We start from the raw sequence: 25,554 nt of genomic DNA, 5'->3' as shown, positions 1-25,554 counted from the left end.
CAAAACATTTATAAAGCCAGCGCTTCTGGAGGGGTCAAAAAATGAAGAACGCACGATACGTTGCGTGCGGCGTCCTTGCCGCCACGCTCGGGTTTGTCACGCCCATCGTCACGCCCACCGCGGCGCACGCGGAGCCCGGCATCACCAAGTCCGCCATCCGCATCGGCCAGTCGGCCGGTGTCAGCGGACCCGTGGCCGGATCGGTCAAGGAACAGATTGCCGGTGCCCAGGTGTACCTGAACCACGTGAACGCCAATGGCGGTGTGGCAGGCCGGCGCATCGAACTGCTGACCTATGACGATGGATTCGACGCCAAGCGCACGCCCGACAACGTGCGCAAGCTGATTGGCGACGACAAGGTGTTCGCGCTGTTCATGGTGCGCGGCACGCCGCAGAACGAAAGCATCCTGCCGATCATCGGGGCCGAGAAAGTGCCGCTGATCGCGCCGCTGACCGGGGCCATTACGCTGCATCGGCCCGTGAACCGCTACGTGTTCAACGTCCGCGCCAAGTACCAGGACGAAGTGGCGCGCGCGATCAACCACCTGGCCACGTCCGGCATGAGCCGCATCGCCATCTTCTACGCCAACGACGGCTTCGGGCAGGACGTGTTCGAAGGCTTCAACACGGCGCTGCAGGCGCGTGGCGTGCAGCCAGCGGCATCGGCATCGTTCAACCGGCCAATGGGCGATATCGCGCAGGGTGTGGCCAACGTCAACAAGGCCAACCCGCAGGCGGTGATGGTGATCGGTTCGGGCTCGGAGGCCGCCCGGATCATCCGCGAGATGAAGAAGGCCGGCAGCCAGGCGCAGTTCGTGACGTTGTCGAACAACGCGGCCGATTCGTTCATCAAGGAACTGGGCGACGACGGCAAGGGCCTGATCATCACGCAGGTGGTGCCGGGCATGAATTCGAGCCAGATGAGCATCGCCAGCGAATATCGTGGCATGGCCAAGGCGCAGAAGCAGGAAGCCAGCAACGCGGGCATGGAGGGCTTCATGTCGGCCAAGGTGCTGGTGGAAGGGCTGCGCCGCGCCGGGCCGGAACCCACGCGCGAGAAGCTGATTGGCGCGCTGGAGGGCCTGCGCGACTACGACCTGGGCGGCATCCTGATCAGCTACAGCCCCACGCGGCACACGGGTTCGTCGTTCGTCGAGATGTCGATCGTCTCGTCGACCGGCAAGCTGATCCGCTAGGCCGAGGGCAGGAAACGCGGCCGGATGGCTGCGGTATAGTTGCCGCCATGGCGACTTCCCCCGCAGTTCATCCTTTCTCGCTGGCTGGACGCGTGGCCCTGATCACGGGCGGCGCGCAGGGCCTTGGCCTGGCGATGGCCGAGGCGCTGGCCGATGCCGGAGCCCATGTGCTGGTCTGCGCGCGCAATGCGCAGCGCGTGGCCGACGCCGTGGCGCAGATCCACGCGCGCGGCGGCAGTGCCGAGGCGCTGGTGCTCGACATCACCGACGATGCAGCCGTGACGCAGGCGTTCGAGACCATCGCGACCCGGCATGGCCGGCTCGATATCCTCGTGAACAATGCCGGCGCACGCAATCGCAATGGCATGACCCAGCTCGATGCCGGCGACCTGCGCGCGATGCTGGAAACCAACCTCGTGGCCCCCTACGCGCTGTGCCGCCATGCGGCCCGACTGATGCAGCAAGGGCAGTACGGCCGCATTGTCAACGTGACGTCCATTGCCGGTCAGGTGGCACGCGCCAACGACGTGCTCTATCCCGCCACCAAGGGCGGACTCGATGCACTGACGCGCGCGATGGCCGCCGACCTGGGGCGAGCGGGCATTACCGTCAACGCGGTGGCACCCGGCTACTTCGCGACCGAGCCGAACCAGGCCATGGTCGACGACGCCACCGTGGCGCAATGGCTGCGCGACCGCACGTCGCTGGGCCGCTGGGGCCAGCCGGCCGAAGTGGCGGGCGCCGTGGTGTTCCTGGCATCGCCGGCCGCGTCGTACATCACGGGCCAGGTGCTGGCCGTCGACGGCGGCTACCTGGGCCACTTCTAGACATCCCGATATCAGATGCGCCTGCCCGTGCCGTAATGCGCGCGCAGGCAGTCGATCATGGCGCTGGCGGCGGCGGAATCGCTGCGGTCCTTGAGCCGCACCAGGCAGATCTCGCGTACCAGCGACGGCATCTGCATCGGCCGCACGGCCAGCCCCTCGCGGCGGAACTGGAACAGCGCCAGCGCCGGCACCACCGATACGCCTAGCCCCGCTTCCACCAGCGCCGCCACCGTGGCCAGGTGCTCCACTTCCATCACCCCATGCAGCTTGAGCGGATGCATCGCTGCGTCCAGATGCTGGCGCACGCTGCTGGTACGCGACAACTGGATGAACGGCAGCCCCGCCAGCGCCTGCGGTGCGATACGGCGCTTGGCCGCCAGCGGATGGTCGGCGGGACACACCAGGTGAAAGGTGTCGTGCACCAGTGATTCCACGCGCAGGTCGCCGTCCTGGGCGGGCGCCGGGGCCAGCGCAAAGTCGGCTTGCCCGCGCCGGACCATGTCGATGCAGCCATCTGCCAACTGGTCGAACAGTTCCAGCGAGATGCCGGGGTAGCGTCGATGGAAATCGGCCAGCAGCGGCGGCAGGTCGCCGCCCGCCAGCGAGGGCAGCGCCGCGATGGCCACGCGGCCCTTGCGGCGTTCGGCATGGTCGCGCAGGTCTTCGAACGCGGTCTCGAAATCGGCCAGCAGGCGCCGCGCCACTTCCTCGAAACGCTTGCCGTCGGCGCTCAGGTCCACATGGCGCGTGGTGCGCTCGAACAGGCGGCTGCCGGCCTGGTCTTCCAGCGTCTGGATCAGCGTGCTGAACGCCGATTGCGACAGGTGGCAGGCCTGCGCCGCCCGCGTGAAGTTACGATGCGAGGCCAGCGCCACGAAGGCGCGCAAGTGCTTTACCGAGAGGTTCGACAGCATGGCGGGTCAGGACCGTGGATTCATCCAGGAAGCCGATAGATTAATCCAAATAATCCGTTTTCGCGTGACACCGGGCGGCTCTAGAATGAAGTGGCTGCCCTTTTACCCTGACGTTGCCCACGCCCATGACTGCTCCCCTGCTGATCGGATCCGGGGCCGGATTCTCCGGTGACCGCACCGACGCCGCCCTGCCCGTGGTGCGAACGCTGATCGCCAATGGCGGCCCGGCCGCGCTGATCTTCGAAACCCTGGCGGAACGCACGCTGGCGCTGGCCCAGCTGGCGCGCCGGGACAATCCCGAACACGGCTACGAGCCGCTGCTGGACCATCTGCTGACGCCGGTGCTGGGGCTGTGCCTGACCAACGGCATTCCGATCATCGGCAACTTTGGCGCCGCCAACCCGCGCGCCGCCGCGCGCCGCATCCTGGCGCTGGCGGGCGAGCTGGGCCTGCCCGCACCGCGCGTGGCCGTGGTGGAGGGAGACGACCTGTCGCATGACGCGGGCCGCGCGGTGCTGCGCGGCATCGTCGGCGACGCATTTCCCGAAGCGCGTTTCGTCTGCGCCAACGCCTATATCGGCGCGCAGGGCATTGCCGACGCGCTGCGCGCCGGGGCCCAGGTGGTGGCGTGCGGCCGCGTGGCCGACCCCGCGCTGGCCGTCGGCCCGGCCATGGCGCATTTCGACTGGGCCTGGGACGACTGGAACCGGCTGGCCGCCGCCACCATGGCAGGCCATTTGCTGGAATGCGGCGCGCAGGTGAGCGGCGGGTACTTTGCTGACCCTGGCATGAAGGACGTGCCCGACGTGCATGACGTGGGCTTTCCGATTGCCCAGATCGACGCCGATGGCGCGATCGAAATCTTCAAGGCGGCCAATACCGGCGGTTGCGTGGACCTGCGCACCGTGAAGGAACAACTGCTGTACGAGGTGCACGATCCGTGCGCCTACCTGACGCCCGACGTGGTGGCCGATATCGGCGAGGTCGCGGTGTCGCAGATCGGCCCCGACCGCGTGGCCGTGCGTGGCATCCGTGGGCATGCGCGTCCGGCCGAACTCAAGGCCAACCTGTTCCACCAGGGCGGCTGGTTCGCCGAGGGCGAGATTTCCTACGCCGGCCCCAACGCCGCCGCCCGTGCGCGGCTGGCAGCCGATATCGTGCGCAAGCGCATGCAGGGGCTGGGCTTTGACGTGCCGATCCGCTTTGACCTGATTGGCGTGCTGAGCGTGTTTGGCGATGACGCCGGCACCATGCTGGCCGATCCGTCGCCGGCCGAGGCCACGGCGCGCGATGTGCGCATGCGTGCGGCGCTGGCGCACGAGGACAAGGCCGTGGCACAGGCGCTGCTGCGCGAGGTGAACGCGTTGTACACGTGCGGCCCCGCTGGCGGTGGCGGCGTGCGTACTGCGTTGCGCACGCGCCTGAACGCCACGTCGTGCCTGGTGCCGCGCCATGTCGTGGTCGCCACGCATACGTTTATCGAAGCCTGACCGGAGCCCGCCATGACTGCCTTGCAAACCGCGCCGCTCTACCAGTTCGCCCATGGCCGCACCGGCGACAAGGGCGACCGCTCCAACATCAGCGTCATTGCCTACGACGCTCGCGATTTCGATCACCTGGTGACGCATGTCACCGAAGACGCCGTACGCGCACTGTTCGCGGCACGCCGGCCCACGGCCGTGAAGCGCTACGTCGTGCCGTCGATCCAGGCCATGAATTTCGTGATCGACGGCGTGCTGGACGGCGGCGTCAACGATGCATTGAATCTCGATACCCACGGCAAGGCGCTGGCGTTTCTGCTGCTGGGCCTGCCGATCCCCCTGCCGCCGCGGCTCGCCGGCGGCGCCTCATGATTGCCGAGCCGTCCCATATGTCAAAACGATTCGAGGAGACACAGATGTACGGAATTCGCTGGCCGCTGGCCGCTGCAGCCGCTCTCGCCACGTTCGCGTGCCTGGCCTTGCCCGCCGGCAGCGCCTGGGCGGAGTTCCCGGACAAGCCGATCCGCTTTGTCGTGCCGTTCGCGGCCGGCAGCGCCACGGACCAGCTGGCGCGGGCCATCGGACAAGCCGTGACGGTCGACAGCAAGGCTACCGTCGTGGTGGACAACAAGCCCGGCGCCAACGGCTTTATCGCTGCGTCCGACGTGGCCAAGGCCGCGCCCGACGGCTACACGGTGCTGATCACCACCAACACCACGCACGCCGCCAACGAACACCTGTTCAAGAAGCTGCCCTACGACCCGGTGAAGGACTACACACCGTTGTCCGCGCTGGGACGCGGCGGCCAGATCATGGTGGTCAACCCGCAAGTACCGGCCAAGACCGTCGGCGAGTTCATCGCGCTGGCCAAGAAGGAACCGGGCAAGCTCAGCTTCGGCAGCGGCAGCTCGTCGTCGCGCATCGCAGGCGAACTGTTCCAGCAGATGGCCCACGTGCAACTGCTGCACGTGCCGTACAAGAGCAATCCGCTGGCCGTCACCGACTTGCTGGGCAACCAGATCCAGATGATGATCACCGACACCGCCACCGGCCTGCCGCAGGTGAAGACCGGCAAGCTGCGCGCGCTGGGCGTATCGGGCAAGGCGCGCTCGCCGCTGGCCCCTGACGTGCCGACCATCGACGAGGCCGGCGTGAAGGGCTACGAAATGAGCTACTGGTTCGCCGCGTACGCCCCGGCAGGCACGCCGCCGGCCGTGGTGACCAAGCTGAACCAGATGCTGGTGAAGGCCGCCAAGAGCGACACGGCGTCGAACTTCTACAAGTCGACCGGCACCGAGGTGTTCACGAGCACCCCTGCGGAACTGGCCAAGTTCCAGACCCAGGAATCGGATAAATGGGGCCGCATCATCAAGGCTGCCAATATCCAGCCGGAATGATGACGGCTTAGCTTGTTTTGCTCCCCTCTCCCGCTGTGCGGGAGAGGGGAGCAAAAACCGGCGGTGCGCTGCGTCATAGCATCCACGCAGAAACGGGTACGCACCTGCCGCATTGAACGCCCCAGACAGCAGCCATCAAAACAAAACACCCCAGTCCCGTTACCAGGAACCTGGGGTGCTCACAGTCAGCCAATACGAAGGCCCAGTCTCGGGCCTTCTGGCATCAAACCTCCAAACCAACCGCCATCAAGGCTTCAGCTTCAACCGGTAATCCACTGCATACGGCAGCTTGCCCGGCTTCGTTGCAGTCACCGGCTGCGACAGCGCGGTGAATTCGGTTTCGTTGAAGGTCTCCAGACGGCCCAGCGTGGCGGCGGTCTTGTCGGCGCTGACGATTGCATCGGGCGACAGGGCCACCATGGCTACGGCGGCCTTGCGTACGGCGGCCAGGTAGTCGGCCGTGTCGTTCAAGTTCACGGTCTTCAGGTCGACGACCTTGCGCAGCCAGTCGCCCCAGTAGAACTCGGTGAATTCGGTGGCGCCGGTGGGCTGGCTGTAGCCGATGTCACGCGTGAAGTAGACCAGCGAACGATACGGATCGTTGCCCAGGCCGTTCGACAGGCCCAGCTTGCGCGGCAGGTCGGCCGGGTAGATGGGGCGGTTGTCGCCGTCCTTGAGCCAGACCAGCTTGCGGGCGCGCATGGTGCGGAAGAACTGGGCACGGTTCAGGTTCGACAGGTTGTCCTGCACGCGGATCCACATCTTGGCTTGCGGGCCGGCGGTCGGTGCTTCCCAGACCGTGGTGAACGCGTGGTGACCGTCGGTCAGGTACGGCTCGCCGTAGGGGCCCACGACCAGCGTCTTCATGTCCTCGGGCTTCTCGCCAACGGCCTTGGTGCAGGTGAACGAGGCTAGGTTGTCGATGCGCGAATCGGACTTGATGCCGTCCTTGGCGGTCTTGTTTTGGCCGTTGTTCTCGCAGGCGTCGTCGAAGTTCTTGGCCGAATCCACGGCGTAGCGGCCCAGCTTGTAATAGATCTGGTCGCGGCCGATGGCGGGCTGCGTGGGACGCAGGTCGGCCATGGTGACGAGGATGTTCTGCTGGGCGGCGGCCTGCAGGTAGGTGCTGATCGGCGTCGGGGCCGGCAGCGGCGTGCAGACGGCCGGCAGCACGCGCTGCGTGCCCGGAACCTGGCGCAACTGGTACGCAAGCTTGCTACTGACCGGCAGCCAGGCCAGCGTGGCGCTTTGCATCTGGTTGGCGATTGGTTCCTGCCACGTGCCGGAGATCAAGCCCATGGCGGCGCCGGTGCCAAAGCCGTTGTAGATCAGGGGAACATCGGCCGGGATATTGTCGGCAGCCAGCACGTTGCTGCCAATCGAGACGATATTGCGGCGCGTGCGGCCCGTGGTGGCGTTGGCGTCGTTGAGTTCTGGCTCTGCGCAGACCCAGTCGCCGTCGACGGCTGTGGCGGGCAGCGTCGTGGCGGCGCGCACCACCCAGTTGCCGGTGGCTGCGGTGGCGCTGGCGCCGGTTTCGTCGACGAACAGCGCGGTGCTGCCCTGCTGCTTGCCGACGAACACGCGGCCCACCTTGGTGCCGGCGATGGTCAGCGCGAAGGCGCCCGGATAGCGCGACTGGTCGGCATCGGCGCTCAGTTGGCCGGTCTGGCCGCCTGCGCAGCTTGCGGTATAGCCCTGGCCCGCGCAGACGCGCACCGAGCCGTCAGCCTGGATGGCCAGCTGGCCGGCGGTGGCCGAATCGCTGGTCTGACGCAGGTAGCTGTAGGTACCGGCGATGTCCTTCAGTTGGGCGCCCTTGTTGGCGGCCGAAATATAGCCTTGCAGCAGGCTGCCGTTGCCGGCCTTGACGTTGGGCACCTGGCCCAGCGCGCCCGAGAGCAGGCCGTCGTCCAGCGTGAAGCTGAACGTGATCGATGCCGCGGCGCTGGCCAGGGCAGCCGGCACGTCGGTGCCCGTGGCGGTCAGGTTCGACACACGGTAGGTGGTGCCATCGAGCGTGTACTGCCCGACCAGCGCGCCGGCCAGGCCGAAGCGGGAATCGAGGAAGCGCAGGGTAAGCTGGCCTGCGGCGGGCTGGTCGAGCTGGACCGAGACCGTGTCGCCAAAGCTGACCGAGCCCACGTAGAGCGATCCGCCTGCCAGCGGCTTGACTTCGGCCGGCGTGGCGGCCGGATTGGTGCCAGTGTTCGTGGTGTTGCCATCGTCGCTGCCGCCGCATGCGGTCATCGCCACGGTGGCCAGCATCAGCATGGCCGCCTTGCTGGCGCCACGTCGCATCCACTGCGCAGGTTTGGTCGCCGTGTTTTCCATGTTTCTTCCCCGTTGTCGTTGTTCGTGTCGTGTCCAGCGTGCGCCGTCGGCGGCACGTGGCCGCGCGTCAGTCTAGGGACGCGCCATGACGGTCCTGTGACAACCTGGCCCTGGGGCGAGCGGGGATTTTTCGCCTAGAGTGATCGGAGCGGAGTACTTACCTGTTTGAGTTAGTCGACGCGTGAAGCGAAGGGACGAGCCATGGCGCACGGATATCGAGGCATGTCGCACGGGCGACGCAGGGTGCTGATTGCAGGCGGATGGAGCATGCTGCTGGCGGTGCCGGCCGGGCATGCCGTGGCGCAGACCACGCGCGGCAAGGCGAAGGACAGCGCCAAGTCGAAGATTGGCGTGGTGGGTTCGGGGCGCCTTGGCGGCGCGGTCGGCAGCCTGCTGGTCAAGGCCGGGCACCCGGTGATGTTTGCTTCGCGCCATCCCGAGGAACTGAAATCACTGGCAGATTCCTTGGGATCTCTGGCATCGGTGGGCACGGTGGCCCAGGCGCTGGCGTTTGCCGATGTGATCCTGCTTGCCGTGCCTTACGGCGCGGTGCCCGACGTGGGCCAGCAGAACCGCTGGCAGGGCAAGATCGTGCTGGACGCCACCAATGCGATTGCGCCGCGTGACGGTGCCATCGTCGACGAGGTCAAGGCCAACGGTATCGGTGCCACCACGGCCAAATACCTGGCGGGTGCGCGCGTCGTGCGGGTATTCAACTTCACGGGCGCGGGCGAGTTCACGCGTGAGAGCCACCGCAAGGGGGCGCTAATGGCGGTGCCGATGGCGGGTAACGATGCGGGCGCGCTGGAGGTGGCGGCCGGTCTGGTGCGCGATGCGGGTTTCGAACCGGTGGTGGTGGGCGGGCTATCGACGGCTGACCGTTTTGCGCCCGGGGGCAAGCTGTTCCGCCAGATGGGGACGGCCGAGGAATTCCGCCGTGCGATGGAACAGTAGTTGGGGCAGTAGCAGGGGGAGGTGAAGCGTGGTGCGGCCTAGCGGCGGCGCCACTCCATGGCCACCATCGACGGCGTAAAGCCCAGTTGGCCGAAGAACGCGGCTTCTGAAGAGCGCGCCGCGCGCAGTACCCAGGTAATGTCGGGATCGTTGCCCATGACGTGGCGCAGCAGGGCGCGGCCGATGCCGCGGCGTCGATGCTGGGGCGCGACGGCCACGACCGAGATGTAGCCGTTGGAAATGTCGTCGCAGAGCGCGCGGGCAAAGCCGATGACTTCGCCGTTTTCCACGGCCACCGCCACGCGCTGCGAGTTGGCGATCAGTTGCGCAAAGCGCTCGGGATTGCCGACCCGTTGTTCCCAACCGTTGGCAGCCAGCAGCAGCCGGGCTGCCTCGATTTCCGCGGGCAACGGATTACGGATTTCCATCGACAATTCCTCCTGCGTGATTCCGGAGCGCATGCCCGCAGACCCTCCAGAAGTGGGGGCCGCAGTGCGGTTGCGCCGCGTTTTCGCACAATGCGTCGCGCAATATGCCGCGCATTTCGGCGCAGAGTGTAGCGAAGCCGATGCAGCGGCGTCAAACACCTTCGTCCGCAAAATGCGACCATTCGCACGCATGCGCGCGGGTTGGGCCGCGCACGCAATGGCCTGCCACAGCCCCCGCGCTGGCGGTATGATGGCTTCCATGAACGCCCCGATCTTCTCCTCCGCCCACCCGGCCGATCAACTGGCCGAGTTCAGCGATGCCGATAGCGCGATGGCGCGCATCCGCGAGATCTACGAAAGCTCCGTGGCGGCCGTGCGTGCGCGTTTCGACGCGTTCGCCAAAGGCAAGCCGCTGCCCTCGGCGGCGCACGCGTGCTACCCGTATCTCGGCATCTCCGTCAATCTGGAAACCATGGTCACCGACAGTCGCCCGTCGTGGGGCACGGTGGCCTACCCCGGCGTCTACGGCACCACGGTCACCCGGCCGGACCTGCTGTGCGACTACTACCGCGACCAGATAGAGCGGCTGATGCGCTATCACCGCGTGCCGGTGGTGGTGGGCCTGTCCCGACGGCCGATTCCGCTGCCGTTCGTGATCGAGGCATCCACCACCGACATCAGCTTCACGCAGGCCCGCGAGCTTGAGGCGTCGTTCGTGCTGCCGGAACTGAGCCGCATCGACGATTCGATTGCAAACGGCACCTATGAGCCCACGCCCGGCGAAGCCTGGCCGCTGTCGCTGTTCTCGGCCGAACGCGTGGACCTGGCGCTGCAGCGGCTCTACCACTACACGGGCACCGCGCCCCAGCATTTCCAGCGCTTTGTGTTGTTCACGAACTACCAGCGTTATGTTGATGAGTTCGTGACGTTGGGTCGAGGCCTGATGAGCAGCGGTGGTGGCGACGGCTACGTGCGGTTCGTGGAGCCGGGCGACATCGTGCAGGAACTGGATGGCGCCGAGCCTGACGAGGCATTGCGTCCCAAGGCGCTGCCGCAGATGCCGGCCTACCACCTGGTGCGCGAAGATGGCCTGGGCGTGACGCTGGTAAATATCGGTGTGGGTCCGTCCAACGCCAAGACCATGACCGACCACCTCGCGGTGCTGCGGCCGCATTGCTGGCTGATGGTGGGGCATTGCGGGGGACTGCGCCGCTCGCAGCAGCTGGGCGACTACGTGCTGGCGCACGCCTATGTGCGCGATGACCACGTGCTGGACCACGATCTGCCGCCGTGGGTGCCGGTGCCGCCTATCGCTGAAATCCAGGTGGCGTTGCAGGAAGCCGTGGCGCGCATCACGGGTTTGTCGGGCAACGAGATGAAGACGCGCATGCGCACGGGCACGGTGGTGTCCACCGATGACCGCAACTGGGAACTGAAGTCGAAGGCGCTGTATGCGCGCTTCAACCAGTCGCGCGCGATTGCGATCGATATGGAGAGCGCGGCAGTGGCGGCCAACGGCTTCCGGCTCCGCGTGCCGTATGGCACGTTGCTGTGCGTATCGGACAAGCCGCTGCACGGCGAACTGAAGCTGCGCGGCATGGCCAATGCGTTCTACCGCCAGCGCGTCAGCCAGCATATGACCATCGGCCTGGAGGCCATCCGCATCCTTCGCGAAAACGGCGTGGAGCAACTGCACTCGCGCAAGCTGCGCAGCTTCGACGAACCGGCATTCCGCTAGCCGGCAACCCGGCCGCCTCACGTAAAAAAGCGCGCGGGATCACCGCGCGCTGTGAGGCGGAAGGGCGTTGGATAGTTAGCCCTTCCTCGAGGATTGCCCGGTCAGAACCGGTAGCCGACGCCGGCGCTGAACAGCCACGGGTCCAGGTTCACCGTGGACACCTTGACGCCGTTCGCATAGACGTTGCTCGAAATCCAGACCTTCTTGGCATCGACGTTCAGGAACCAGTTCTTGTTGATCTTGTAGTCCATGCCGATCTGCAGGGCCGGACCCACGCTCCACTTGTCCAGGCCCAGCGTGCCACCGGCCAGGTCCACGCCATAGACGCGCGTGGCATTCACGCCAGCCCCCACGTACGGACGGAACGTGCCATTCGGCAGGAAGTGGTATTGCAGCAGCAGGCTGGGCGGCAGGTGCTTGAACGATCCGATGTTCTTGCCATCCAGGCTCACGTCCTGCTTCTGCGGATAGGTCAGCACCAGCTCGGCCGCGATATGCGGCACGATGAAGTAGGTGATATCGACTTCCGGAATCCACTTGTTGTTGACATGGATGCGATCCGATGCGCCAACGCCGCCCACCGGGTCGGACTTGTTGGACATGTCGAGGTAGGTGCCACGCAGGCGGATCATCCAGTTGCTCTGGGCCTCGTCGGCGGCGAATGCCGGCGCGGAAAGGGTGCCGATGGTGGCGGCGGCGAGCGCCATGCAGAGGGAGGAAACGAGGGTCTTGCGGCGGGGAGTGGTTGCAGTGGTCATGTTGGTCAAGCACGAAACATCGAAAAAGTGCGACCAGTGTGTGCCGTGGCAACGTCCCAAACCTTGATGCAGAACAAGTGAAGCGCAGCCGACACTATTTGACTGCGACAGCGTCGTCAACGCGCGACACCACGCTTGAAACGCCGTGATGGGGGCTTGCGCCGTAGTGCCGATGCTTCTATGGACATGCGGTTTTATTCGTGGCGCCCGCGCATCGCGCCCCTTACGCTGTGGGCTCGTGGTTGTGCACCGCGCATGTCGTGGACGTCCGCCAGGACGTCTTTTCAGGTGTGCCCTCTGGGGGGAGGGCACACCGTTTTTCAGGCTGCGGTCAAGCCGCAGTCAGACCGCAATCAGGCCGCCTTGGCCTCGGCCTCGTCGCGCACCGCCAGATGGCGGTTGACGCCGGACACCATGGCTTTCAGCGACGCCGTGACGATGCTTGTATCGACGCCCGCGCCAAAGCCAGTGGGCGAATCGCCGACGCGTACTTCCACATAGCAGGCCGCATTGGCATCGGCGCCGGTGGTCATGGCGTGCTCGTGGTAGTCCATCACACGCACCGCAATGCCCAGGCCGCGCGAGAACGCATCGACCGTCGCGTCGATGGGGCCGTTGCCCGCACCGCGTACGCGCACCGGCTGACCATCGCGCAGCATGTCCATCTCGATTTCCACGGCGCTGTCACCGGTAGACACCATGCGGTGCGAGACGTAGCGCAGCGGCGCATCCACATCCAGGTACTCGCGGCGGAACAGTGCGTAGAGGTCTTCCGCGCTGGCTTCGAGCCCGGTTTCGTCGGTCATCACCTGCACCGCGCGGCTGAACTCGATCTGCAGGCGGCGCGGCATATAGATGCCGTGCGCCTGTTCCAGCAGGTAGGCCATGCCGCCCTTGCCCGACTGACTGTTCACGCGGATGACGGCGTCGTAGCTGCGGCCAAGGTCCGCCGGGTCGATCGGCAGGTAGGGCACTTCCCAGATGGCGTCGGACTTTTGCTGGGCAAAGCCCTTGCGGATGGCGTCCTGGTGCGATCCGGAAAACGCCGTGAACACGAGATCGCCGACGTACGGATGGCGCGGATGCACGGGCAACTGGTTGCAGTGCTCCACGCATTGGCGTACCTCGTCGATATCGGAGAAATCGAGTTCGGGATTCACGCCCTGCGTGTAGAGGTTCAGCGCCAGCGTGACCAGGTCGACGTTGCCGGTGCGCTCACCGTTGCCGAACAGGCAGCCTTCCACGCGGTCCGCGCCGGCCATCACAGCCAATTCGGCGGCGGCCACGGCCGTGCCACGGTCGTTATGGGGATGCACGGACAGCACGATATGTTCGCGCCGTGCCAGACGGCGATGCATCCATTCCACCTGGTCCGCGAAGATGTTGGGCGTGCTGCATTCCACCGTGGTGGGCAGGTTCAGAATCATCGGACGCTTAGCATCGGGCTGCCAGACGGCCGACACGGCGTCGGACACTTCCAGCGAGAAATCGAGCTCGGCCAGGCTGAAGGTCTCGGGCGAATATTCGTAGGACCAGGCGGCTTCCGGCATCGCGTCGGTCAATTCGCGGATCAGGCGCGTGCCGGCCACGGCCACTTCCTTGATCTCGTCGCGCGAGGCATTGAACACGATGCGGCGCCAGGCCGGCGCAATAGGGTTGTACAGGTGCACGGTGGCGCGTTTGGCGCCGCGCACGGAATCGACGGTGCGCCGGATCAGGTCTTCACGCGCCTGGGTCAGTACGACGATGGTCACGTCGTCGGGAATGCGATCTTCCTCGATCAGCATGCGCACGAAATCGAAATCGGTCTGCGACGCCGACGGAAAGGCGACCTCGATTTCCTTGAGGCCCACCTTGATGAGCTGTTCGAAGAAGCGCAGCTTGCGCGCGCTGTTCATCGGTTCGATCAGCGCCTGGTTGCCGTCGCGCAGGTCGGTGCTCATCCAGCGCGGTGCGCGCGTGATCTGGCGCGACGGCCAGGTGCGGTCAGGCAAGTCGACGACGGTGGCGGGGTGGTATTTGGTGGCGGGGTTGTGCAACATCGGCATGGGAATCTCCTTCCTCGCTAAGGAAACAATGAGGAAGCGTCTCGTCGTGCGAGCGCTTCAAATCAGAAAACGGAAAAACCGGAAACGGAAATCGGGTGGCGAAGGGCTGCCGAACGGCCACAGGGCACTAGGCGCGGCAACCGATCAGTAGGCTTAGCAGTAGCGAGGAAGCGCCCAGGGCGCGGTACGACGGCAGGCCGGTCAGCGATCCATCAACACGCGCGCGCACGGCGGCACCGATGCGCGAGGCATCTGCGGCGTGGCGGAGGTTGAGGGCGTTGGCTGGCATCGTACGGAAGGTAAATGTCGTCCGACTTGTGGTCGGGACGAACCAAAGCGTAGTGCAAAACGTGCGGCAGCGTCAACCTTTGGTATTTCGTCCGCAGTGTTGTCTGCCTGGTCCGAATCGGGCGCCTGTGTGGGCGTGCGCACATCAAAGCCTTACCCCGAACGGATGAGTTCCACCCGAAATGTGCGTTTTCGCTCAGTCCTCTGGCCAGTACATCCTCATGCACATCGCGCCTAGGCTGAGAGGACTGGGAACGGGATCGATAACGAGAGGGGACAATCATGCGTACACGTTCATGGGCCGGGTGGATCGCGTGCATGGCCACGGTCATGTTGATGGCGGCATGCGGGGGCGGCGGCGGCTCGAGCGCGGGCACGACAGCGCCGGCGGACACGGGCGGCGGCAGTGGTGGTGGCAGCGGTGGCGGCAGCACGGCCGTTGCCAAGTCGTACACGCTGGTCATGAACCGCACGTCGGGCCAGGTGGGCGTGGGCAGCACGATCTCGCTGACCGCGTCGGTTGTTGACGATCTGGGCAACGATGTCACGGGGTCCACCAAGTTCGTGTGGTCGAGCTCCAGCACGTCGATAGCGGCCGTGGCCAACGGCACGATTCCTGGCAGTGCAGTGGTCACCGGCGTGGGCGTCGGCACCGCCACCATCAGCGTGCTGGCGACGGTTACCGGCACCAATGGCGCGACTACCGCCTTGCCTGCGGTAGCTGCGACGATCACCGTGGTCGCTCCGGGCGTGCGCACCTACAGCCTGGCGCTGCCATATCCGATTTTGTCGATGACCGACGGCCAGGTGCTGCCGGTGACGGCATCGCTGATCGACAGCGACGGCGCGGACCGCACGTCCGTGGCCAGCGGCTGGACGTGGCGCAGCAGCACGACGGCGGTACAGGTAACGGGCGCGGTGAACGTGGGCACGCTGCGCGGCGTGAACAGCAGCGACACGCCGGCGCAGTCGGTGGTGACGGTGCAGGTCACCGCGCCTGACGGCAACACGCTGACCGGCGCCTTCCTGGTGTCGGTGTTCAAGAGCAGCGTGTCGACGTATCGGCTGGTGCTGTCGAAGTTCGGCCAGCAGATCAACGCGCTGAACGTGCTCAACGGCTATCCGCAGACCTATGACTCGCGTGTGTTGCGCAACGACGAGACCGATTCGACGGCCGATTTCACGGGCTTGTGGACCTACATGACCACGTCGCCGTCGCTGTCGGTGGTGCCCAATGGAGCCACCCGCGTGACCACGGTCAGCACCAGCCGCCCGACCGGCATCGCCCCGCTGCAAAGCGTGATCGACGAAATGGCCAGCAGCCTGACCCTGACCGCCAAGCCGCGCGCCCAGTTGCTGGTGACCGAACAGCCGACGTGGGGCCTGATCTACAGCGGCCCGGACCCGTTCGTCGTGCCGAGCGGCGGCGCACCGGTGTCGGCACACGTGCTGCACAAGGGCATCGACGAAGGCATCACGGGTTGCAATGGCACCTGGAACTGGCAAGTCACCAGCGGCCCGATCTCGATCGCAGGGTTCACGAACAACCTGGCATCGCTGGTGCCGACAGGGACAGGACCGTTCACGGTGACGGTGACGTGCACGGCCGGTGCCGAGGCGATGCCGGTAACGCTGACGATTCCGGGCACGGCACAGTAGGCTGTCGGGGTCTCGAAAAAACCCGCCGCTTGGTCGCGGCGGGTTTTTATTTGGGGAAAGCGTACCCGTTTCTGCGTGGTGGTTTGGATGCGACTTGAGGGTCGGTTTGCCCGTGGTTTGCGCCCCTCTCCCGCATGGCGGGAGAGGGGCGGGGGAGAGGGCGCAGCGGTTCAAAATGCGACAGATCGGCAAGCAGAGCCTCGATGCCCTCACCCCCAACCCCTCTCCCACTGGCGTGGGAGAGGGGAGCTGAATCTGGTGGTAGCGAAGCAAAAGCGTACCCGTTTCTGCGTACCCCAATCCATCACCCCAAAAGCAAAACGGCGACCCCAAAAGGTCGCCGTTTCAGCTCAATCAACCAGCCCTCAAGACTTGCGCACGAAGCGAATGATCTGCTCGTTACGATCGCCGGAGCCCGAATCCCCCGACCCCGACGTATTCGACCCGCACGTGCCGCAGCCACTGTTCGTGTCGCAGCCAGTGGCGCATCCGGCGGCCTGGGTCGGTGCCAGGTGGCGGGCCAGCCATCCGCGCCAGCCTGTGGCCGAGGCGCCGCCCAGCATCGTGGCCAGACGAGCCTTCACGCGCTCGCGGGTGCGGGGCATGTAGCGGCCGGCCACGTGCACGGCGCAGGCCAGCACGATCAGCGGGACGATCAGGGTTTCAAAGGCGTGATAGAGCGTCATGGCCGTTTGACTGGCGGATGGTCCGCCAGTTTCCTCGAAATCAGGTCAGCGCCAGCGCCACACGGTAGGTGATGAACGACGCGAGGTAGGCCAGGCCGGTCAGGTAGGCAGCGGACGCCGCCATCACCTTCCAGGAATTGGTCTCGCGACGGATCACCGCCAGCGTGGAAATGCACTGCGGAGCAAACACGTACCAGGCCAGCAGCGACAGCGCCGTGGCCAGCGACCATTGTGCCGCGATCATCGGCGCCAGTTGCACGGCCACCGCGTCGTCGCTGCCCGACAGCGCATACACCGTGGCCAGCGCGCCCACCGCCACTTCCCGTGCGGCCAGGCCCGGCACCAACGCCACGCAGATCTGCCAGTTAAAGCCGATCGGGGCAAACACGTGTTCCAGCGCGCGGCCGATCATGCCGGCAAAGCTGTAGTCGATCGGCGGCAGCGTGGCGCCTTCCGGCGGCGACGGGAACGTGGCCAGGAACCACAGCAGCACGGTCAGCGTCAGGATCACCTTGCCCACGCGCGCCAGGAAGATGCGCGCCCGTTCCCACAGGCCGATGGCGATATCACGCGGATTGGGCACGCGGTACGACGGCAGTTCCATCAGCAGCGGATGGTCCGTGCGGTCGCGGCGGAACCACTTCAGCACGTATGCCACCACCAGCGCGCTGACGATGCCGGCCACATAGAGCACGAACAGCACCAGCCCCTGCAGGTTGAACAGGCCGGCCACGGTGCGTTCGGGTATGAACGCGCCGATCAGCAGCGCATACACAGGCAGCCGCGCCGAGCAGGTCATCAGCGGTGCCACCAGGATCGTGGTCAGGCGGTCGCGCGGGTCCTGGATCGTGCGGGTGGCCATGATGCCCGGAATCGCGCAGGCAAAGCTCGACAGCAGCGGGATGAACGACCGGCCCGACAGGCCCGCACCCATCATCAGCCGGTCCAGCAGGAACGCGGCGCGCGGCAGGTAGCCCGATTCCTCGAGCGTCAGGATGAACAGGAACAGGATCAGGATCTGCGGCAGGAACACCACCACGCTGCCCAGGCCGGCAATCATGCCGTCGACCAGCAGGCTCTTGAGCATGCCGTCCGGCATCATCGCGCCGACCCATTCGCCCGCCATGTGCACGCCGCCCTCGATGCCGTCCATCATCGGCTCGGCCCACGAGAACACCGCCTGGAACATGAAGAACAGCAGCACGGCCAGGATCACCAGGCCGAACACGGGATGCAGTACCACGCGGTCCACGGCGTCGTCGAAGCGCGCGGTACGCGTGGGCATGGTCACGGCGGCCTCCAGCAGGCGCTTGACCTCGGCGTGGGTGTCCAGCTCGGACACGCTGTCGAGCGGCTGCGCGGGCGGGGCCGGCGGCAGCGTCTGGTCGAACAGGCTGACCAGCGCGGCGGCGCCGTCGCGCTTGACCGCCACGGTCTGCACCACGGGTACGCCCAGCGCCTGCGACAACGCGTCGCGGTCGATGATGATGCCGCGGCGTGCGGCGGCGTCGCTCATATTGAGCACCACCACCATCGGCAGGCCCAGGCGGCGCAGTTCCAGCACGAAACGCAGGTGCAGGCGCAGGTTCGTGGCATCGACCACCGACACCAGCAGGTCGGGCCGCGCCTCGCCGGGACGCTGGCCCATGCACACTTCACGCGTGATGGCTTCGTCCAGGCTGGCCGAGTGCAGGCTGTACGCGCCGGGCAGGTCGAGGATGCGCACGGTACGGCCGGCCGGCGACGTGAACTGGCCTTCCTTGCGCTCGACGGTCACGCCGGCGTAGTTGGCCACCTTCTGGCGGCTGCCGGTCAGGCGGTTGAACAGGGCGGTCTTGCCGCAATTGGGGTTGCCTACCAGCGCAATGCGCAAGGCGGAGGCATTCTGGGCAACTGACATGATGGGAATAGGGTCGGGCGAAGGCGGGCAGGCCCTCAGGCGATGCGCTGGGCTGCGTCGGACTTGTCGGACTGGGCCGCGGCCGGATCGGCGGGTGCGATGCTGGAAACGGTGGCCGAAGCCACTTCCACCGTGATGCGATCGGCTTCGGAGCGGCGCAGTGCAAAGCGCGTGTAGCCTACCTGGGCCACCAGCGGGTCCTTGCCGAATGGGCCGAAAGTGACGATCTGCACGGTTTCACCGGGCACGAAACCAAGATCGCGCAGGCGTCGCGCAACCGGGTCTTCGGGGGTGGAATCCTCCACCGATTTCACGATGGCGACCGTGCGCCGGGACAGTTCAGACAACCGCATATGCTTCCAGTCCAAGGGCGGGATCGCCGCCGCGCAACAGGGAAAATCCTGTCGGGTACGTAAATAAAAATCGTTCTCGATTGTATAGCATTCGCGCCACATGCGTGCTGAAGCCATACTTTTGTTAGCTGTTTGTAATGTGAGGCGGAATAAGGGCGCAGCGCCGTTCGTATACCACGCGATACCTCGTGACGAACCTTCTGCCCCGTGCCCCCCAGACTCCGATGGACAACGATTTCTCAGACGACGCCCTGCGCGAGGTAATTCCGCGACTGCGCCGCTTTGCCGTGTCGCTCACCCGTAACGAGGCCAGCGCCGACGACCTGGTCCAGGCGTGCCTGGAACGTGCGCTGTCGCGCCGCGCCACGCGCCGTGCCGAAAGCGACCTGCGCGCCTGGCTGTTCTCGATCCTGTACCGGCTGTTCCTCGACGGCCAGCGCCGGGCGCGGCGCTATGCCGGCCTGCTGACGCTGTTCGGCGTGGGCAGTGACGAAGACAGCGCGCCGTCCACCGAGGACGTGGTCATCACGCGCTCGGCGCTGGACGGCTTCAACCAGTTGTCGGCCGAACAACGCGCGCTGCTGGTGCTGGTGACAGTGGAAGGGCTCAGCTACCAGGAAGCCGCCGATGCGCTGGAGGTGCCCATCGGCACCGTCATGTCGCGCATCTCCCGCGCACGCAAGGCGCTACGCGAACTGACCGAAGGCAAGGTCGTCCATCCTCCCCTGCAGGTCCTCAAATGAATACGTTGATGCCCACCGAACCGGAACTCCACGCCTACGTCGATGGCGAACTGGACGAAACGCGCCGGCAGCAGATCGACGCCCTGATTGCCACCCATCCCGACCTGGCGCGGCAGGTGGAGCAGATCCGCCAGGACATGCAGCGCCTGCGCGCCAGCATGGAGCCGCCGCCGGCCGATATCCCGGCACGCCTGGACCCCTTCCGCATCCGGCGCGCGCAGCGCGACCGTGCGCGGCACCGCGTGGCCATTGCCGCGTCGCTGGTCATGGCGCTGGCCGTAGGCGGAATGGGCGGCTGGCAGTCGCGCGAACTGGCCTTCCGCCACAACTATCTGCCGATGGCCGACGCCATGTCGGCTTACCGCCTGTTCGCGGTCAGCGACACGCCGCAGATGGTGGATGTGAAGGCCAGCGACGCGCGCGAACTGCAGACATGGTTGAACCGCCATTTTGTGCAGCCGGCGCCGTTGCCCGATTTCTCCGCGTACGGATTCCGTCCCGTGGGCGGCCGCCTGATGTCGACCGAGCAGGGCCCCGCCGCGATGGTGCTGTACCAGAACCCGCAGATGCAGGCGATTGTTTACTACGTGCGGCCGTCGGGCGGCCTGCGCTTCCAGAATGGCGCGCGTACCGAGGGCAACCTGATGGCGCAGTACTGGCGCAACGGTCGCTATCTGTATGCCGTGGTAAGTCCAACCGACAATCCGGACGCCGTGCCCGTGCAGCGCGCCGTTGCGCCGGGCGATACCTGAAAAGATGTGGAATGGAGGAAATAGCGGGGCAGGTTCGCTCGTCATACTGGGACACAGAGCATTACAGCTCTATGCAGGTGTCACACAGTACTAGATGAAGGATTGACGATGAAATCGAACCACCCGCTGCTGGCCACGATGGCCAAGGTTGCCGCCGCTACCTCCCTTGCACTCGTATTCGCGCAAGGCGCGATGGCGCAGGAAAGCACCGCCGCCAAGACCACGCCCACCGGCCCGGTCCACAACATCGTGCTGGTGCACGGTCTCTACGCCGATGGATCTAGCTGGGAGAAGGTGATTCCGCTGCTGCAGGCCAAGGGCTATCACGTGACGTCGGTGCAGAACCCGACCACCTCGCTCGATGCCGACGTGGCCGCGGTCAAGCGCGCACTGGCACTGCAGGATGGCCCCACGCTGCTGGTCGCGCATTCCTACGCGGGCATGGTGATCACCCAGGCTGGCGACGACCCCAAGGTTTCGGGCCTGGTCTATATCGCGGCCCGCGCGCCCGATGCCGGCGAAGACTACCCGGTGCTGACGCGCAAGTTCCCGGCCGCACCCGCATCGGCCGGCCTGCAATGGTCGCCCGATGGCTACGCCAAGCTGTCCGAGCAGGCGTTCGTGAATGACTTTGCCGGTGACCTGCCGAAGAAGGAAGCCGAAGCCTATTACGCCGTGCAGCAGCCGATGGCCAAGGCCATCACGATGGCCAAGACCACCGTGGCCGCCTGGCGCGTCAAGCCCACGTGGTACGCGGTGTCGACCGAGGACCGCACCATCAATCCCGACCTGGAACGCTTCATGGCCAAGCGCATGGGCGCCCATACGATCGAATTGCCGTCGAGCCATGTGTCGCTGATTTCGCATCCGAACGAAGTCGCGAACCTGATTCTTGAAGCAGCGGCGGGCGCGCCAGGTGCCTAAGGGATTACCCCTGTCTGGCGCATTAATCGGGCCCGCTGGCAGTGTTTTCCTTGCGAATAACGCATTTGCGGTATTGGTGCCCCGGCGGGGTCGGGCATAAGCTCCAAGCACGCTGAACACCCCGTTCCACGCGTACTTCATGGCCACTAGCCCTTGAGGCTAGTGGCTTTTTTCTTTGGCGATTCTGCCATTTTTTCGGCCATTTCTGGCCCTTTCCCACACTTTCTAGATGCCGGCCCGGGCCGCCGCCGCCCTGACCGTGTCGACGAAATGGTCGCGCGCCGGGTGATCGGGCGCCAGCTTCCACACGCAGTACACCTCTGACGGCACCGTCGTGTCGGCCAGCGGCCGGAATGCCGCGCCGGCCATGCCCGAGCGCGCCATGGCCGCCGGCACCAGCGCCACGCCCATACCCTGCGATACCAGCGATACCACCGACAACCAGTGCCGCACCTCGTGCCGGATGCGCGGATAGAAGCCTTGCGCGGCGCACATGTCGAAGATGCGGCTGTAGTAGTCGGGCGATGCCTTGCGCGAAAACAGCACAAAGGGCTCGCCGCGCAGGTCGGTCAAGGCCACCGTGTCGTGCGCTGTCAGCGGGTGGTCGGCCGGCATGCAGCAGACGAACGGTTCGGAGTGCGCCAACGTGGCCGCCAGTTCGTCGGGCACCCGGCTGGTGTGCACAAAGCCCGCATCCAACTCGCCGTGCAGCAGCGCGTCGATCTGTTCCTGCGAATTGAGTTCGGTCAGCGCCACATGGATACCGGGATACTGCGCCTGGAATTCCTGCAGGCGCTGGGGCAGGCCGCGATACAGCATCGATCCGACAAAGCCCACGCGCAGCCGGCCCACCGCGCCGGCCTCGATCTCGCGCGCCAGCAGCCGCGCCGATTCCGCCTGCGCCAGCAGCGCGGTGGCCGATTCCCGGAACGCGCGCCCGGCGGCGGTCAGGCGCACACCCCGGCTGTCGCGCTCGAACAGGCGTGCCCCGACCGACGCTTCCAGTTGCTGGATGTTGAGCGACAGCGGCGGCTGGGAGATCGACAACCGCCTGGCAGCACGCCCGAAGTGCAGTTCCTCGGCCAGCACGAGGAAGTAACGCAGGTGACGGAATTCCATGGCGATACAAAATTTATATGGATTGAGCCAATTTTAGAATTGGACGCGAATCGTCGGCGAACAAATAATGGTTCCCAAACCATCCCGCCCCCGATCACAGCCTCGGACCGCAGGGCAGGGAATCACGGAGACCCAGCATGCCGACCAGCGCCGCGCGCCCCGCCGCATCCCAACCCGCCGCTCCCGCCGCCCCCGCCACTGTGGCCGACGCCCACCCGGTACCCGACCGCCACGGTTCGAGCCTGTTCACGGCGGACCCCGACCTGCGCGCGCTGCTGCCGCTCTATCTGCCCGCCGATCTGTTCAATCACCTGGTGCCGCATCTGGAGCGCATGGGCGAGCTGGCCGGTGGCGTGCTGGACGAGTTGGCCAACGTGGCCGACCACGAGCCGCCCACGCTGTCGCACCGCACCCGCACCGGGTTGGATGCGCAGCGCATCCACAAGCATCCGGCCTATGTGGAACTGGAACGCGTGGCATTCTCGGAATTCGGTCTTGCCGCTGCGTCGCATCGTGGCGGCGTTCTGGGCTGGGACAAGCCGATGCCACCGGCCGCCAAGTACGCGCTGACCTATCTGTTCGTGCAGGCCGAGTTCGGCCTGTGCTGCCCGCTGTCGATGACCGATTCGCTGACGCGCACGCTGCGCAAGTTCGGTGATCCGGCCCTGGTGGAGCGCTTCCTGCCCAACCTGACCACGCAGGTGTTCGACGACCTGTACCAGGGCGCGATGTTCATGACCGAGCAGGGCGCGGGCTCCGATGTGGCCGCCACCGCCACGCGCGCGATTCGCGACGCCAGCGTCGAAGGCGGTTGGCGCCTGGTGGGCGACAAGTGGTTCTGCTCGAACCCCGACGCGGCGCTGGCCATGGTGCTGGCGCGCATGGAAGAGGCCGACGGCACCGCTGTTGCTGGCATCAAGGGGGTGTCGCTGTTCCTGCTGCCGCGCACGCTGGCCGACGGCAGCGCCAACCACTACCGCATCATCCGCCTCAAGGACAAGCTCGGCACGCGCTCGATGGCCAGCGGCGAAATCCGTCTGGAAGGCGCGCATGCGTACCTGGTGGGCGAACCGGGCCGTGGCTTTGTGCAGATGGCCGACATGATCAACAACTCGCGCCTGTCCAATGGCGTGCGCGCCGCCGGCCTAATGCGCCGCGCGCTGACCGAGGGCCAGTTCATCGCCCGCGAGCGCCGCGCATTTGGCAAGCGGCTGGCCGACATGCCGCTGATGCGCCGCCAGTTGCTCAAGCTGACGCTGCCTACCGAGCAGGCACGCACGATGGTGTTCCAGACCGCCGAGGCGCTGCGCCGTGCCGATGCGGGCGAGACCGATGCCTACCCGCTGATGCGGGTCCTGACGCCGCTGATCAAGTTCCGCGCCTGCCGCGACGCACGCAAGGTAACCGGCGACGCGATGGAAATTCGCGGCGGCTGCGGCTACATCGAGGAATGGAGCGATCCGCGCCTGGTGCGCGATGCCCACCTGGGTTCGATCTGGGAAGGCACGAGCAATATCGTCGCGCTCGACGTGCTGCGCGCCATCCGCCGCGAAGGCTCGCTGCCGGTGCTGCAGGCCCATCTGTCGGCCCTGCTGAAGGACACGCCGATGCAGGCCCAGGCACGCGCCACGTTTGAATCGGCCATCGCCGGTGCCGTGGCACTGGCCGCACGTGCAGCCGATGCTGGCGCAGAGGGCGACGTGCTGGCCCGCCAGGCAGCTTCGGCGCTGTACCACGTGACCAGCGCCGTGGCGATGGCGTGGGAGGCGGGCCGCATCGGCTCGGTACGCCGCATGCGTCTGGCGCAGCTGGTGCTGGCGCATCGCGTGCTGCCGCAAGACCCGCTGGGCGGCGGCGCCGAACCCGACTGGCTGGCCGAGACCGTGGCCCCGCCCGCCGATGGCGCGGTGCGCGCGGCCGGCCCCGTGGATCAGGTCAACGTATTCTGATGTTGCAGGACGGGCGCGCTCCCTGACGGGTCCAAACGCGTGCCCGATAAGCGTCTACATATAAATAGCTTCACCCGGAGACAACGCATCATGCCCCAATGGCACCGCCGCGCGGCCCTGGCCGCCTTTGCCTCGCTGACCGCCTGCACGCTGTTCGCCGCCGCCAGCCCCGCCTTCGCGCAGAAAGATTTCCCGAGCAAGCCGATCATGATGGTGGTGACGTACCCGCCGGGCGGCCCCACCGACGCGATGGCCCGCACGCTGGCTGCCGCGCTGAAGACCAGCCTGGGCCAGCCCGTGGTGGTGGAGAATCGCGCAGGCGCCGGCGGCAATATCGGCGCCGAAATGGTGGCGCGTGCCGAACCCGATGGCTACACGCTGATGTTCGGCACGTCGGCGCCGCTGGCCATCAACGTGAGCCTGTATCGCAAGATCAACTACGACCCGATCAAGAGCTTCGCGCCGGTGATCCAGATCGGCCATCTGCCCAACGTGCTGGTGGTGAATGCTAACGTGCCGGCCAAGAACGTGCAGGAGCTGATTGCCTACGGCAAGGCGCATCCGGGCAAGCTGACCTACGCATCGTCGGGCAATGGCGCGTCGTCGCACCTGGCCGGCGTGCTGTTCAACAACCTGGCCGGCACCGACTTCCAGCACGTGCCGTACAAGGGTACCGGCCCGGCGCTGAATGACCTGCTGGGCGGCCAGGTGAGCATGACGTTCACCGACGTGCTGACCGCGCTGCCGTTCATCAAGAGCGGCAAGGTACGCGCGCTGGGCGTGACCACCAAGGGCCGCTCGCAGGCGCTGCCCGAAGTGCCCACCGTGGCCGAGCAGGGTGTTCCGGGCTTCGATGTTTCGGTATTCTTTGGCGTGGTGGCACCGGCGGGCACGCCGCCGGCCGTCATCGGCAAGCTGAACCAGGCGTTCGCCAATGCCCTGCAGCAGCCCGAGGTGCGCAAGACCTTGCTGGCGCAGGGGCTGGAGCTGGCGCCGTCCACGTCGCCCGAACAACTGGGCAATTTCGTGAAGGCCGAAGTGGTCAAGTGGCGTGCCGTGGTGCAGAAGTCCGGCGCGCAGCTTGACTGACCGGGCGACGACAACAA

Annotated in this window: 22 protein-coding genes; 13 read left to right on the top strand and 9 right to left on the bottom strand. The window is 66.2% G+C overall.

What is annotated here, in order from left to right; translation table 11 throughout:
* Positions 1-41 precede the first annotated feature (41 nt).
* Positions 42-1,196, top strand: coding sequence for an ABC transporter substrate-binding protein (locus MFF62_RS09020; protein ID WP_238262313.1), 1,155 nt, complete (start codon positions 42-44; stop codon positions 1,194-1,196).
* A 47-nt stretch (positions 1,197-1,243) separates the two neighbouring features.
* Positions 1,244-2,023: an SDR family oxidoreductase gene (locus tag MFF62_RS09015; RefSeq protein WP_238262311.1), complete on the top strand. Its 780-nt coding sequence runs from the start codon at positions 1,244-1,246 to the stop codon at positions 2,021-2,023.
* A gap of 11 nt (positions 2,024-2,034) precedes the next feature.
* Here the strand turns inward: MFF62_RS09015 and MFF62_RS09010 are convergent, their stop codons facing one another.
* Positions 2,035-2,937, bottom strand: coding sequence for a LysR family transcriptional regulator (locus MFF62_RS09010; protein ID WP_238262309.1), 903 nt, complete (start codon positions 2,935-2,937; stop codon positions 2,035-2,037).
* 125 nt (positions 2,938-3,062) lie between these two features.
* On the opposite strand from MFF62_RS09010, the gene MFF62_RS09005 reads away from it, so the two are divergent.
* From MFF62_RS09005 to MFF62_RS08995, 3 genes are read left to right on the top strand one after another with little or no spacing between them, the layout of a single operon-like run.
* On the top strand, positions 3,063-4,427 hold the full coding sequence (locus tag MFF62_RS09005) for an acyclic terpene utilization AtuA family protein (protein WP_238262307.1): 1,365 nt from the start codon (positions 3,063-3,065) through the stop codon (positions 4,425-4,427).
* Between the two features lie 12 nt (positions 4,428-4,439).
* Positions 4,440-4,790 carry an AtuA-related protein gene (locus tag MFF62_RS09000; RefSeq protein WP_238262305.1) on the top strand — a complete coding sequence of 117 codons (351 nt, stop codon included), beginning with the start codon at positions 4,440-4,442 and terminating at the stop codon, positions 4,788-4,790.
* A 44-nt stretch (positions 4,791-4,834) separates the two neighbouring features.
* Positions 4,835-5,815, top strand: coding sequence for a Bug family tripartite tricarboxylate transporter substrate binding protein (locus tag MFF62_RS08995; protein ID WP_238262303.1), 981 nt, complete (start codon positions 4,835-4,837; stop codon positions 5,813-5,815).
* A gap of 246 nt (positions 5,816-6,061) precedes the next feature.
* Here the strand turns inward: MFF62_RS08995 and MFF62_RS08990 are convergent, their stop codons facing one another.
* Positions 6,062-8,149, bottom strand: coding sequence for a ParB/Srx family N-terminal domain-containing protein (locus MFF62_RS08990; protein WP_238262301.1), 2,088 nt, complete (start codon positions 8,147-8,149; stop codon positions 6,062-6,064).
* A 222-nt stretch (positions 8,150-8,371) separates the two neighbouring features.
* Here MFF62_RS08990 and MFF62_RS08985 point away from each other — a divergent pair, with 222 nt between their 5' ends.
* Positions 8,372-9,103, top strand: coding sequence for an NADPH-dependent F420 reductase (locus MFF62_RS08985; protein WP_238262299.1), 732 nt, complete (start codon positions 8,372-8,374; stop codon positions 9,101-9,103).
* 38 nt (positions 9,104-9,141) lie between these two features.
* Here the strand turns inward: MFF62_RS08985 and MFF62_RS08980 are convergent, their stop codons facing one another.
* Complete coding sequence (locus tag MFF62_RS08980; protein ID WP_238262298.1) at positions 9,142-9,531, bottom strand: GNAT family N-acetyltransferase; 390 nt, start codon at positions 9,529-9,531, stop codon at positions 9,142-9,144.
* A gap of 250 nt (positions 9,532-9,781) precedes the next feature.
* Here MFF62_RS08980 and MFF62_RS08975 point away from each other — a divergent pair, with 250 nt between their 5' ends.
* On the top strand, positions 9,782-11,269 hold the full coding sequence (locus MFF62_RS08975; protein WP_473700883.1) for an AMP nucleosidase: 1,488 nt from the start codon (positions 9,782-9,784) through the stop codon (positions 11,267-11,269).
* A gap of 101 nt (positions 11,270-11,370) precedes the next feature.
* Here the strand turns inward: MFF62_RS08975 and MFF62_RS08970 are convergent, their stop codons facing one another.
* Positions 11,371-12,027: an OmpW/AlkL family protein gene (locus MFF62_RS08970; RefSeq protein WP_404990708.1), complete on the bottom strand. Its 657-nt coding sequence runs from the start codon at positions 12,025-12,027 to the stop codon at positions 11,371-11,373.
* 353 nt (positions 12,028-12,380) lie between these two features.
* Positions 12,381-14,069 (bottom strand): 2-isopropylmalate synthase, encoded by a 1,689-nt coding sequence (gene leuA / locus MFF62_RS08965; protein ID WP_238263062.1) that lies wholly within the window; start codon positions 14,067-14,069, stop codon positions 12,381-12,383.
* 576 nt (positions 14,070-14,645) lie between these two features.
* On the opposite strand from leuA, the gene MFF62_RS08960 reads away from it, so the two are divergent.
* Positions 14,646-16,022 carry a hypothetical protein gene (locus tag MFF62_RS08960; RefSeq protein ID WP_238262294.1) on the top strand — a complete coding sequence of 459 codons (1,377 nt, stop codon included), beginning with the start codon at positions 14,646-14,648 and terminating at the stop codon, positions 16,020-16,022.
* Positions 16,023-16,387: 365 nt separating this feature from the next.
* Here the strand turns inward: MFF62_RS08960 and MFF62_RS08955 are convergent, their stop codons facing one another.
* Genes MFF62_RS08955 through MFF62_RS08945 form a run of 3 tightly spaced genes read right to left on the bottom strand, consistent with a single transcriptional unit; the run spans position 16,388 to position 18,961 of the window.
* Positions 16,388-16,708 (bottom strand): DUF6587 family protein, encoded by a 321-nt coding sequence (locus MFF62_RS08955; protein ID WP_238262292.1) that lies wholly within the window; start codon positions 16,706-16,708, stop codon positions 16,388-16,390.
* Positions 16,709-16,748: 40 nt separating this feature from the next.
* Positions 16,749-18,608, bottom strand: a complete 1,860-nt coding sequence (gene feoB, locus MFF62_RS08950) for a ferrous iron transport protein B (protein ID WP_238262291.1) — start codon at positions 18,606-18,608, stop codon at positions 16,749-16,751.
* Between the two features lie 35 nt (positions 18,609-18,643).
* Positions 18,644-18,961, bottom strand: a complete 318-nt coding sequence (locus MFF62_RS08945; RefSeq protein ID WP_238263060.1) for a FeoA family protein — start codon at positions 18,959-18,961, stop codon at positions 18,644-18,646.
* Between the two features lie 224 nt (positions 18,962-19,185).
* Between MFF62_RS08945 and MFF62_RS08940 the strand changes: the two genes are divergently transcribed.
* From MFF62_RS08940 to MFF62_RS08930, 3 genes are all read left to right on the top strand, one after another.
* Positions 19,186-19,704: a sigma-70 family RNA polymerase sigma factor gene (locus MFF62_RS08940; protein WP_238262289.1), complete on the top strand. Its 519-nt coding sequence runs from the start codon at positions 19,186-19,188 to the stop codon at positions 19,702-19,704.
* Entirely contained in the window at positions 19,701-20,456 is a 756-nt protein-coding gene (locus MFF62_RS08935) for an anti-sigma factor family protein (protein WP_238262287.1), read from the top strand. The genes MFF62_RS08940 and MFF62_RS08935 overlap by 4 nt, the downstream gene beginning before the upstream one ends.
* 108 nt (positions 20,457-20,564) lie before the next feature.
* Positions 20,565-21,380, top strand: coding sequence for an alpha/beta hydrolase (locus MFF62_RS08930; protein WP_404990707.1), 816 nt, complete (start codon positions 20,565-20,567; stop codon positions 21,378-21,380).
* Between the two features lie 225 nt (positions 21,381-21,605).
* Here MFF62_RS08930 and MFF62_RS08925 read toward each other — a convergent pair whose 3' ends face one another.
* Positions 21,606-22,499, bottom strand: coding sequence for a LysR family transcriptional regulator (locus MFF62_RS08925; RefSeq protein WP_238262286.1), 894 nt, complete (start codon positions 22,497-22,499; stop codon positions 21,606-21,608).
* A 137-nt stretch (positions 22,500-22,636) separates the two neighbouring features.
* Here MFF62_RS08925 and MFF62_RS08920 point away from each other — a divergent pair, with 137 nt between their 5' ends.
* Together MFF62_RS08920 and MFF62_RS08915 are read left to right on the top strand one after the other, a co-directional pair.
* Positions 22,637-24,448 carry an acyl-CoA dehydrogenase family protein gene (locus MFF62_RS08920; protein ID WP_238262285.1) on the top strand — a complete coding sequence of 604 codons (1,812 nt, stop codon included), beginning with the start codon at positions 22,637-22,639 and terminating at the stop codon, positions 24,446-24,448.
* Between the two features lie 90 nt (positions 24,449-24,538).
* Complete coding sequence (locus tag MFF62_RS08915) at positions 24,539-25,537, top strand: Bug family tripartite tricarboxylate transporter substrate binding protein (protein WP_238262283.1); 999 nt, start codon at positions 24,539-24,541, stop codon at positions 25,535-25,537.
* Positions 25,538-25,554: the final 17 nt, after the last annotated feature.

It is taken from the genome of Cupriavidus pauculus, from assembly GCF_022179805.1.
In the GTDB taxonomy this organism is placed as follows: Bacteria; Pseudomonadota; Gammaproteobacteria; order Burkholderiales; family Burkholderiaceae; genus Cupriavidus; species Cupriavidus pauculus_E.
This window is presented reverse-complemented; position numbering and strand designations above follow the sequence as displayed.

Excerpts from the sequence above, each read along its gene's own strand:
- MFF62_RS09020 (WP_238262313.1), top strand. The coding sequence starts at position 42 with ATGAAGAACGCACGATACGTTGCGTGCGGCGTCCTTGCCGCCACGCTC.
- MFF62_RS09015 (WP_238262311.1), top strand. The coding sequence starts at position 1,244 with ATGGCGACTTCCCCCGCAGTTCATCCTTTCTCGCTGGCTGGACGCGTG.
- MFF62_RS09010 (WP_238262309.1), bottom strand. The coding sequence starts at position 2,937 with ATGCTGTCGAACCTCTCGGTAAAGCACTTGCGCGCCTTCGTGGCGCTG.
- MFF62_RS09005 (WP_238262307.1), top strand. The coding sequence starts at position 3,063 with ATGACTGCTCCCCTGCTGATCGGATCCGGGGCCGGATTCTCCGGTGAC.
- MFF62_RS09000 (WP_238262305.1), top strand. The coding sequence starts at position 4,440 with ATGACTGCCTTGCAAACCGCGCCGCTCTACCAGTTCGCCCATGGCCGC.
- MFF62_RS08995 (WP_238262303.1), top strand. The coding sequence starts at position 4,835 with ATGTACGGAATTCGCTGGCCGCTGGCCGCTGCAGCCGCTCTCGCCACG.
- MFF62_RS08990 (WP_238262301.1), bottom strand. The coding sequence starts at position 8,149 with ATGGAAAACACGGCGACCAAACCTGCGCAGTGGATGCGACGTGGCGCC.
- MFF62_RS08985 (WP_238262299.1), top strand. The coding sequence starts at position 8,372 with ATGTCGCACGGGCGACGCAGGGTGCTGATTGCAGGCGGATGGAGCATG.
- MFF62_RS08980 (WP_238262298.1), bottom strand. The coding sequence starts at position 9,531 with ATGGAAATCCGTAATCCGTTGCCCGCGGAAATCGAGGCAGCCCGGCTG.
- MFF62_RS08975 (WP_473700883.1), top strand. The coding sequence starts at position 9,782 with ATGGCTTCCATGAACGCCCCGATCTTCTCCTCCGCCCACCCGGCCGAT.
- MFF62_RS08970 (WP_404990708.1), bottom strand. The coding sequence starts at position 12,027 with ATGACCACTGCAACCACTCCCCGCCGCAAGACCCTCGTTTCCTCCCTC.
- leuA (WP_238263062.1), bottom strand. The coding sequence starts at position 14,069 with ATGTTGCACAACCCCGCCACCAAATACCACCCCGCCACCGTCGTCGAC.
- MFF62_RS08960 (WP_238262294.1), top strand. The coding sequence starts at position 14,646 with ATGCGTACACGTTCATGGGCCGGGTGGATCGCGTGCATGGCCACGGTC.
- MFF62_RS08955 (WP_238262292.1), bottom strand. The coding sequence starts at position 16,708 with ATGACGCTCTATCACGCCTTTGAAACCCTGATCGTCCCGCTGATCGTG.
- feoB (WP_238262291.1), bottom strand. The coding sequence starts at position 18,608 with ATGTCAGTTGCCCAGAATGCCTCCGCCTTGCGCATTGCGCTGGTAGGC.
- MFF62_RS08945 (WP_238263060.1), bottom strand. The coding sequence starts at position 18,961 with ATGCGGTTGTCTGAACTGTCCCGGCGCACGGTCGCCATCGTGAAATCG.
- MFF62_RS08940 (WP_238262289.1), top strand. The coding sequence starts at position 19,186 with ATGGACAACGATTTCTCAGACGACGCCCTGCGCGAGGTAATTCCGCGA.
- MFF62_RS08935 (WP_238262287.1), top strand. The coding sequence starts at position 19,701 with ATGAATACGTTGATGCCCACCGAACCGGAACTCCACGCCTACGTCGAT.
- MFF62_RS08930 (WP_404990707.1), top strand. The coding sequence starts at position 20,565 with ATGAAATCGAACCACCCGCTGCTGGCCACGATGGCCAAGGTTGCCGCC.
- MFF62_RS08925 (WP_238262286.1), bottom strand. The coding sequence starts at position 22,499 with ATGGAATTCCGTCACCTGCGTTACTTCCTCGTGCTGGCCGAGGAACTG.
- MFF62_RS08920 (WP_238262285.1), top strand. The coding sequence starts at position 22,637 with ATGCCGACCAGCGCCGCGCGCCCCGCCGCATCCCAACCCGCCGCTCCC.
- MFF62_RS08915 (WP_238262283.1), top strand. The coding sequence starts at position 24,539 with ATGCCCCAATGGCACCGCCGCGCGGCCCTGGCCGCCTTTGCCTCGCTG.